The following is a 9,084-nucleotide window of genomic DNA, read 5'->3' on the forward strand; positions in this document are numbered from 1 at the left end:
GCATCGCCTTCAGGCCATCGCCGAATGGAACGCCGCAAGCCGTCGGCTTGCCTGAACAAGGCACCGAGGGTCTCATGTGCCCCTTCTTCAAACAACGTGACAGCACCGTCAGGAAACCTCCCGCAGAAGGACCGCAGTGGTTCGTGCGCACATGGCCAGTGACACCGCGCCTGGATCGGGATGGCCGATGCTCCGTTCCGCCAGCGGACGGGCGCGACCGAGCTTTGGGGCGAGCGACGATGTCGCATCAGCCGCCAGCGTCGCAGCGTGCGCGGCATCGCGCCAGGCTTCCGCCAAGGACTTTCCGGATGCGACCCTGTCTTCCAGCGTCTCCACGAACGGCATAAGCGCGTCGACCAAAGTCTTGTCACCGATGCTCGCACCTCCCAACCGGATCACGCTATTGAGCGCGAGGCGCGCTCCGAGGACCACCGCCTCCGTCGTCACGGATTCATCGTCCTTGAAACTGCTGCTCCACGACTGAAGCAGCAAGCCCCAGATGGCCCCGGACGTACCCCCTGCCCTGTCGGCCCAGGCATCGCCTGCCGCTGCCAGAACGCTCGCGGCGCCGGCACCGGCTGCCGCAGCAGCCGAAGCGGCGGCAGCCGCAGCAGCCGAACCACGGCTCATGCCTTGCCCGTGATCGCCGTCGCCGGCTATGGCATCGATGCGGCCAAGATCCTTCTCGGCATCTTTGAGCATCGCCGCAAGCCTCTGCATCATGTTGGCGATACAAACGCCACTTGCCTTGGAGGCTGCGGAAGCCGCCAGGTAGACCGGCTGTCCTTCCGGCTCATTTAGGACGTCGGTGGTCGGATTAGCGGCGATCACCGCGCCTCTGCGAAGAACTGGCGCGTCGCTCGGGGCGCGCCAATAGGCTTCCAATTCGTCATCAAGCCACAAAAAGCTCAGCGAACACCCCTGCATGTCCAAACTGGTGACGAATTCACCGGCTTCGGGTTCGATCACCTCGAGCCCCTCTGACTTGAGCTGCAAAGCAATCGCGTGCCACAGTACGAAGAGTTCCTCGTATTTGGTCGAGCCGAGGCCATTGAGCAAGGCGGCTACCCTTTTCGCTCCGGCTGGGCGCTCGGCGACGAGGCTGCGCACGAGACGCTTTGCGAGATCGGAGGCTGACGTTATATCTTCCTCGCGGATTCCGGATTCGCCGTGAATGCCCAGGCCCAGCGCCATCTTCCCGTTGGGAACTGTAAATAGCGGAGCGGCGGCGCCCGGCAGCGTGCATCCTTTGAACGCCACACCGAAAGACCCAGTGCGGCTGTTGGCATGGCGGGCAATACGCTCGACCTCGTCGATCGGCAGGCCAGCTTCGGCTGCGGCGCCCGCTATCTTGAACACGATAACGGTGCCAGCGATGCCGCGCCGCTTGGCAACCGCATCTGCGGGCGAACTGGCGATATCGTCAGTCACCGGCAAGACCCGGACGTCGATGCCCTCAGCCCGCAATTGTTCCGCCGCCACGCCGAAATTCAGCACGTCGCCGGCGTAGTTGCCGAAGCCGAGCAAAATTCCACCGCCTTGGTCTGCATGCCGGCATACTCGCGCCACGGCGGCAGTCGACGGGGAGGCGAAGACATCGCCGGCAACCGCGGCATCGGCAAGGCCTGGGCCAACGTAACCCGCGAAGGCGGGGTAGTGCCCCGAGCCGCCTCCGACAACGACGGAGACCTTGCCTTTCGGCACCTCGGTCGAACGCACCACACCGCCCTTGACCAAGCGAACATGCCGGCCGTGGATCGCGCAAAAGCCCGCCAAAGCTGCCGAGGCAAAATCTTCTGGAGCGTCAAAAATCGTGGTCATCGTTCAGTTTCCCAGTCGCTTGATACTGTCTTGGGCAGAATGCACCTCAGATAGTCGCGGTTGGCAGCACTGACAGACAACCCGTCGCCGCCATAGTGCTCGCAAAGGAAGGGGCTCCCAAAACCGTGCTCAAGCGCAAGGCCTATGGCGACGCGATAGTTGACGATACCCGTCTCAAGTGGGGCCGGATGCGTGATGATCGCGCCGGACACAGGATCTTCAACGCGGGTATAATTCTTCACGTGCCAGTATTTGGCGTATGGCGCGACTTTCTCGACCATCTCCAGCCAGTGCTCGACCGGCCTGTGCAGGCGAATGAGGTTGCCGACATCGGCGTTGATGCCGACGTTCGGCAAACCGACATCGGTGACGAAGCGAACGGAGCTTGCGGCCGTCCCGAGATAGGTGTCCTCATACATTTCGAGCGACAGTTCGACGCCGAACTCCTCCGCGTGACGGCCGAGTTCGCGGATGCGCGCCACGGCTTTCTTCCATACCTGTGGATCGTCGGGATTCCTGACGCCATCCACCGCCCAGAACCACAGTGCCGCCTTCTGGGCATCGGTGAGTGGCCCGAACAGACCAAGCGACACGGAGCCGGCGCCGATCCGTGCCGCGGTCTCGATAACGCGATGGCTATAGGCGAGGTGCGCATCGCCATATTCGGGGTCGATGACGCTTCGCCGTGAGGTCGAGATCGCGGGAATCGCGAGATTGAGCGAGCCCGCCAATTTAACGAAATCATCGAGCCGTGCGGGCGAGAGATCGGCTAGCCTTAGCCAGCTGTCGGTCGGGTCGAGTTCAGTGAAGCCGGTATCCACGACATCGGCAAGCGTGGCCTCCCACTCTTCGACACTCTGATCCTGGACCGATCGGCCGTCGCGCAGGACATTCGGATACTGGATCATGGCTGCGGCTATCGGCCAATTGTGTCTGTTCCACTTCCGCGGTGGGGTAGTCACGGGAACCTCCATTGGGGGGAAAGGCTGGGACTGTCGGAGGAGCTCAGAGCGGGTTTTCGTTCGGGTCTTGTCGCAAGTCCGGCCGCGTCAATCGTTTGCGCGAGACCCCCATGACCCACATCAGCGCCGGCGCCAAGAGAAGAAGGCAGCCGATCGCCATCAGCGTGGATACGAGTCCATTCGACCAGAAAATGCTCAGCTTTCCAGAAGACAACAGCATCGACTGGCGAAACGCGTCTTCTGCCTTGTCCCCCAGCACCATGGCCAGAACCAGCGGGGCGAGCGGATAATCGAGTTTCTTGAAGATGTAGCCGAGCAGGCCAAACAAAACGACCAGCCAGACGTCAGTAAGGGAATTGCTTACCTGGTAAGCGCCGCTGAAAATGACCGCCACGATCACCGGACCGATGATGGTAAAAGGTACGCGCAGGATCGAGGCGTAAAGAGGCACGGTGGCGATCACCAATATGACCGCGACGATATTGCCGAGATACATACTTGCAATCAGACCCCAGACGAAGTCCGGACGTTCGACGAACAGCATCGGACCAGGGGTGAGACCCCAGATCATCAGGCCGCCCATCATGACTGCCGCGGTGGCAGAGCCTGGCACACCCAGGGCCAGCATCGGCAGTAGCGCAGACGTTCCAGCCGAATGGTCCGCGGTTTCGGGCGCGACGATGCCGCGCGGGTCGCCCTTGCCGAAGTTCGATTTGTCACGTGCCGAACGGCTGGCCAAGCCATAGCTCATGAAGGAGGCGGCGGTCGGACCTGCCGGCGTGATGCCCATCAGGATGCCGATGAATATCGAGCGCACAACCGTGAACCAATACCGCGGCAGTTCGAGCACCGTTCGGCCGACCTCCGATATCCGGACACGGGCCTTGATGCCTTCGAAGCGTAGCCCCTCCTCAGTGGTCAAGAGGAGTTCGCCGATACCGAACAGCCCCATCACCGCGATCAGGAAGCTGATACCCTTGATCAGTTCGGGAATGTCGAAGGTCAGGCGAAGGTTGCCTGATATCGTGTCCATACCCACCGAAGCGAGCGCAAAACCCAGCATCATCGATACCAGCGTCTTGAACGGCGCGCTGGAGCCCATCGAGATGAAACTGGCGAAGGCGAGAAAATAGACCGCGAAATATTCGGGCGACGAAAACCGCAGAGCAAAATTCGCGACCCACCCGGAAACCAACGTGATCATCACAACGCCTGCGAGCGCGCCGATGCCAGCGGAGACAAATGCAAGTGTCAGCGCGCGGCTTGCCTGACCGGCCTTCGCCATCGGGTATCCGTCAAACGTCGTGGCCACCGACGAAGGTTCGCCCGGTATGTTGAACAGGATTGAGGTCGTCGAGCCCCCGAATAAAGCGCCCCAATACATGCAGGAAAGCAGGATGATGCCCGAGATCGGTTCCATCGAGAACGTCAACGGCAGCAGGAGCGAGACGCCGTTCGGAGCACCGAGCCCTGGCAGCACTCCCACCAGGATACCGAGCGTGACGCCGACCATCATCAGCAGCACGTGCTGAAAGGTCAGGATATGGCCGAAGCCTTCAAAGAGCAGGCCGATGTTACCCATTGCTGTTCCTCCCCAGGACGCTTGCTGGACCGCGGATCAATAGATACCGAACCACGCCTCGACCGGCCCTTTGAGAAGAGGAACCTTGAAGCCCATCTCGAAGACGAGGAAGAAAAATGCTGCCACAGCCAGCCCGGACGGCACAGCGATCCACCATTTGTATCTGCCCTGGAAATGCATCGCGAACGCTATGTAAAGCGCGGTTCCGACGTAGAGGCCAAGGAAACTGGAGACTGCTGCGTAAGCGACGAGCGGCAACAGGAAGGACGCGACCGATTTGATGCGTCGCCCATCGATAAAGACACCCCCGAGCTTTCGCTGTCTTGTCACCGCCAGCAAGATGTTCATGACGCTGCCAAAGACTATCAGAAGGCCGATATAGAAGGGGAAGTAGCCGGCATCCGGCCCCATTTCGGTCCAGCCAGCACCTGCCTCGGTCGCGCCATAGCACACCGCCACGCCTAACGCGGCTGTCGCCGTTGCAACCAAGATCTCCATTGCAAAGCGGGAGATGCCTCTCGCACCGTCGCTGCTCATAACCGACCTCCCGGTAAGAGAGGCGAGCGCCCGAAGGGCGCCCGCGGATGACTTCGAAAGATATCAGTTGGCGAGCCAACCCTCACGCTTCAGGATTTCGCTCACCGAAGCTTCATCCGCCTTTATGAAATCGGCGAACTGCGCGCCGCTCATGTAGTCGGCAGACTGCGAGGTGTCGGCGAGGTACTTCGCCCATTCGGGCGTCTCGGAGACTTTCTTCAGGACATTCGCGTAGAAGTCGACGACATCCTGATCTACGCCGGCCGGCAGCCACACGGTGCGTGGCATGTTGTAGTCCTCGATCGGAATGCCGGAGTCCTTGCATGTCGGGATATCGGCCCAGCTCGCGTCACCTGCGACCTTGGCATCGTTCTTCAGCCTTTCTGATTTGAACACGCAGACGGGTTTGACCATGCCTGCCTGCCATTGGCCGAGATTTTCGCTTGGATTGTTGACATTGGCCGCGACATGCCCGCCCGCGAGTTGGACCGCAGCTTCGCCGCCGCTCTTGTAAGGAACGTAGCCGAGATTGGCGCCAGTCGCCTCGTTGATCATGCTGGTCAGGATCTGATCGGTATCCTTGGACTGGCTGCCGGCGACCTTGAGTTCACCCCCTGCCTCCTTGGCCCTTGCGACGAAATCAGCCGCCGTCTTGTAGTCCGCCTTGCCGTTGACCCAGAGAATGAACTCATCGGCGGCAAGTGCAGCCACTGGCGTCAGATCGGCCGAAGTGTACGGCACTTTCGCACGGATCGGCAGCAGATAGGCATTGTTGGTACCGAAAGCGAGCTTGAAATTATCGCCCTTGGCCGTCGCCGTATAGACAAAGCCCTCGGCGCCGCCGGCACTGCCTTTGTTGGTAACAATCACTGGCGCCTTCATCAAATTGTACTTGCCAATGATCGACTGGATCGTTCTTGCGAAAATGTCGGTGCCACCGCCAGCTCCGGCCGTAACGACGAACTCGACTGGCCTGTCTGGATCGAAAGCCAGAGCCGGCGTGGCCGCCGCGAAAGCCGCAACCAGGATCGTTGCTCTCGATATTGAAGTTCTCATGATACTCCTCCCTTGAAAAAACCGACGCGGAGACCTCCTGAAACGCCGGCATGCGTGATCTAGAATCAGGCTGCCGCGGACAGGCCAGCACTTCGCCGGGCCATCCGGGCCGCGAGCAGTACCGCCTCGCGGCTGGCGCCGACGTCGGCGATACCCTTGCCGGCAATGTCGTAGGCCGTGCCGTGAGCGGGCGTGCACAGCGGAAAAGGCAGCCCGCCCATCATGGTAACGCCCTTGTCGAAGCCCATCAGCTTCATCGCGATCTGGCCCTGGTCGTGGTACATGGTCAGCACAGCCTGGAAGCCTTCCTTCAGCGCCCGCAGGAAGACGGTATCGGCCGGGAATGGACCTTCTACGTTCAAGCCCAGCGCTTTCGCCTTTGCCACGGCCGGTTCTATGATTTCGATCTCTTCCATGCCAAAGCTGCCGCCATCGCCAGCGTGCGGGTTGAGCCCGGCGACCGCTATGCGCGGATTGTCATAGCCAGCATCCCTGAGGCAACCGTATGTCAATTGCAGTTCGGACAGGATGAGATCGACCGATAGGCTGGACGAAACTTCGGCAAGCGGGATGTGCGAGGTAACGCGCGCGTTCCAAACCTTGTCCAGGACGTTGAACTCCCGGACTTTGCCGGTGAAGCCGATCACATCGGCAACGAAGCGTATCTCGTCGTCGTAGCCTGGATAGGCGAATCGCATCGCTTTCTTGTTGAAGGGCGTGAAGCAGACGCCATTGACCCTTCCAGCATTCGCCAGTTCCAGGGCCGTGCGGAAGTTGCGGGTGGCGAATGTTCCTCCGATCAGAGTGGCCTCGCCTCGCTCCACGTCGCTGGGATCAAGATGGCGCAGATCGACAAAGGCGTGACGGCCGAAATCCGCCCCTTCCAGCCCGTCAAGCGGGACCATTTCGATATCGAGTGTCACGCCGGCAACGCGAGCGCCTTCGTCCAGAACGCGACGGTCGCCGATCACGACGAGCTTCGCCGCGTCAAGGACTTCAGGCAGCGCAACGAGCCGCGCCGTCAGTTCAGCACTTACTCCGGCTGGATCGCCCATCGCGAGCGCCAGCATCGGACGCGAGCCAGCCCCAACCGCAGCAGCCATCATTTTCTCTCCGTTTCACCCTGCATACATGGCGCACCAGTCTGCATCAAGTCTTTTGTATGCTGTATGCAGCATTTTTGTTCCTTGACGCCAACTTCGGGAGATTCCATGCTGCGGCGACAAAAGAGTCGCAGGTGGACTGCCTGAGTCTTCCTACTGGGTACAAGTTTGATGGACGAGGCCATTCCCGTTGAACGCCAGCGTAGCACCGGAGGTCGGGTTCAACGCACCGTGCTTCACGAAACCATTGTCAACCATCTGCGCGACATGATTATCGAGGGCGATCTTGCTCCCGGCACGCGTCTTCACGAGGGCCAATTGGGCGAACAACTCGGGGTTTCGCGAACGCCCCTACGGGAGGCCATCAAATATCTGGCCAGTGAGGGCCTGGTCGAACTGGTGCCTAGCCGAGGGGCTGTCGTGAAGCGTTTCGGCGCCAGGGAGGTTCAGGATATGCTGACCGTCTTGCAGGCAATGGAGGAGTTGGCAGGAAGATTGGCCTGTGATCTCGCCTCGGACGCGCAGGTCGCGGCAATTCGGGCAACCCACGACGAAATGATCCGATGCTATGAGACCAAGGATCGCATGCAATATTACAAGCTAAACCAGCAGATACACTCCATGATCGTTGCCTTGTCGGGCAATACGACGCTGATCGATATCCATGGCACACTGCAGACGCGATTGAAGCGCATCCGCTTCGTCGGCCATGAGGGTCCGGAGAATTGGGCTGCCGCCGTGGCCGAGCATAATGAAATGATCGCCGCACTTGAACTGCGCGACAAGGATAGATTGTCGAAGATTCTGGGATGTCATCTCCAAAAGGCGTGGGAGCGCGTCCGGTCGATATTGTGAAGTCGTGTCGGTGGCGCTGCCGACCTCCCCGGCTTCGTCGAGACCCTCGGGTGGCTTCCTCCTGGTTGAAAACCTGCCTTTGAGCGGCCGCAAAAGGAAAGAGTGGTGAGAGGATCGGACGTTGGGATGACGCTGCCCCGGCACAGGTCGCCGTCAATTCCAGTGTGCAGTCCGGAATTAGGCGGGGCTGCGGAGGCCAAGGATCGCCGCGCGCACCGAGCTCAAGCCTAACCCACGACCGGGTAGTGGAAGTTCAGTGTCTGCGCGTCGGCTTCATCGATCACTAGCAGCCTGTCGGACTTGAGCCGAGGCCTTGGATGAGATTCAGTTGCATTGATTGATTCTGCCATTTTTGACTGGTGCGGTGATGAGCAACTTTCGCCAGGTTGATCGCGAGACCGGGTTTTTGCTGCCGCCGTCGGTGGATGAATGGCTGCCCGAGCGGCATCTGGCGCGCTTCGTTGTGGAGGTGATCGAGCGGCTCGACCTGTCGGCGATGGTCAAGGCCTATCGCGGCTCGGGCTCGGCCTCGTATCACCCGAGCATGCTGTTGGGGCTTCTGGTCTACGGCTACGCCACGGGGGTGTTCTCGAGCCGCCAGCTGGAGCGCGCCACCTACGATTCGGTGGCGTTCCGCTTCATCGCTGCCAACGACCATCCCGACCACGACACCATCGCCACCTTCCGGCGCCGGTTTCTCAGGGAGATCGAAGGCCTGTTCGTCCAGGTCCTGATGCTGGCCCGGGAGGCCGGGGTGCTCAAGCTGGGCACGGTGGCGCTGGACGGCACCAAGGTTCACGCCAACGCCAGCCGGCACAGCGCGCTGTCCTATGAGCATGCCAGCAAGCTCGAGGCGCAGCTGAAGGCCGAGGTCAAGGAGCTGATGGCGCTGGCGGAGGCTGCCGATTCCGCGGATGCGCCGGACGGCATGTCGGTGCCGCAAGAGCTGGCCCGGCGCGAGGAGCGCTTGGCCCGCATCGCCGAGGCCAAGGCGAAGATCGAGGCGCGGGCCAAGGAGCGCTTCGCGCGCGAGCAGGCCGATCATGAAGCGAAGATGAGGGCCCGCGCGGAGAAGGCGCGGAAGACGGGCCGCAAGCCGGGCGGTCGGCCGCCGCAGCCACCGACGGCAGGGCCCGGCGCCAAGGATCAGGTCAACCTGACCGACGAA

Annotated in this window: 8 protein-coding genes; 2 read left to right on the forward strand and 6 right to left on the reverse strand. The window is 61.2% G+C overall.

Annotated features, from left to right (window positions below; all coding sequences use genetic code 11):
* Window positions 1-108: 108 nt before the first annotated feature.
* The 6 genes from MESS2_RS29010 to MESS2_RS29035 form a co-directional block, all read right to left on the reverse strand.
* Complete coding sequence (locus MESS2_RS29010; RefSeq protein ID WP_008878238.1) at window positions 109-1,821, reverse strand: dihydroxyacetone kinase family protein; 1,713 nt, start codon at window positions 1,819-1,821, stop codon at window positions 109-111.
* On the reverse strand, window positions 1,818-2,795 hold the full coding sequence (locus tag MESS2_RS29015; protein WP_040594286.1) for a sugar phosphate isomerase/epimerase family protein: 978 nt from the start codon (window positions 2,793-2,795) through the stop codon (window positions 1,818-1,820). Before MESS2_RS29015 ends, MESS2_RS29010 begins: the two co-directional genes overlap by 4 nt.
* A gap of 31 nt (window positions 2,796-2,826) precedes the next feature.
* Window positions 2,827-4,365, reverse strand: a complete 1,539-nt coding sequence (locus MESS2_RS29020) for a tripartite tricarboxylate transporter permease (RefSeq protein WP_008878240.1) — start codon at window positions 4,363-4,365, stop codon at window positions 2,827-2,829.
* Between the two features lie 36 nt (window positions 4,366-4,401).
* A complete protein-coding gene (locus MESS2_RS29025; protein ID WP_008878241.1) occupies window positions 4,402-4,902 on the reverse strand; it encodes a tripartite tricarboxylate transporter TctB family protein in 501 nt (166 codons plus the stop codon).
* 63 nt (window positions 4,903-4,965) lie between these two features.
* Window positions 4,966-5,958 carry a tripartite tricarboxylate transporter substrate binding protein gene (locus MESS2_RS29030; protein ID WP_008878242.1) on the reverse strand — a complete coding sequence of 331 codons (993 nt, stop codon included), beginning with the start codon at window positions 5,956-5,958 and terminating at the stop codon, window positions 4,966-4,968.
* A 65-nt stretch (window positions 5,959-6,023) separates the two neighbouring features.
* Window positions 6,024-7,061 carry a 4-hydroxythreonine-4-phosphate dehydrogenase PdxA gene (locus tag MESS2_RS29035; protein ID WP_008878244.1) on the reverse strand — a complete coding sequence of 346 codons (1,038 nt, stop codon included), beginning with the start codon at window positions 7,059-7,061 and terminating at the stop codon, window positions 6,024-6,026.
* Between the two features lie 171 nt (window positions 7,062-7,232).
* Here MESS2_RS29035 and MESS2_RS29040 point away from each other — a divergent pair, with 171 nt between their 5' ends.
* Complete coding sequence (locus tag MESS2_RS29040; protein WP_008878245.1) at window positions 7,233-7,916, forward strand: GntR family transcriptional regulator; 684 nt, start codon at window positions 7,233-7,235, stop codon at window positions 7,914-7,916.
* Window positions 7,917-8,283: 367 nt separating this feature from the next.
* Window positions 8,284-9,084: transposase (locus MESS2_RS29045; RefSeq protein WP_040594288.1), on the forward strand; the 801-nt coding region annotated here is incomplete at its 3' end.

Source organism: Mesorhizobium metallidurans STM 2683 (assembly GCF_000350085.1).
Classification (GTDB): domain Bacteria; phylum Pseudomonadota; class Alphaproteobacteria; order Rhizobiales; family Rhizobiaceae; genus Mesorhizobium; species Mesorhizobium metallidurans.

Bases quoted from the DNA above. Each gene is read 5' to 3' on its own strand.
- MESS2_RS29010 (WP_008878238.1), bottom strand. From the start codon at position 1,821: ATGACCACGATTTTTGACGCTCCAGAAGATTTTGCCTCGGCAGCTTTG.
- MESS2_RS29015 (WP_040594286.1), bottom strand. From the start codon at position 2,795: ATGGAGGTTCCCGTGACTACCCCACCGCGGAAGTGGAACAGACACAAT.
- MESS2_RS29020 (WP_008878240.1), bottom strand. From the start codon at position 4,365: ATGGGTAACATCGGCCTGCTCTTTGAAGGCTTCGGCCATATCCTGACC.
- MESS2_RS29025 (WP_008878241.1), bottom strand. From the start codon at position 4,902: ATGAGCAGCGACGGTGCGAGAGGCATCTCCCGCTTTGCAATGGAGATC.
- MESS2_RS29030 (WP_008878242.1), bottom strand. From the start codon at position 5,958: ATGAGAACTTCAATATCGAGAGCAACGATCCTGGTTGCGGCTTTCGCG.
- MESS2_RS29035 (WP_008878244.1), bottom strand. From the start codon at position 7,061: ATGGCTGCTGCGGTTGGGGCTGGCTCGCGTCCGATGCTGGCGCTCGCG.
- MESS2_RS29040 (WP_008878245.1), top strand. From the start codon at position 7,233: ATGGACGAGGCCATTCCCGTTGAACGCCAGCGTAGCACCGGAGGTCGG.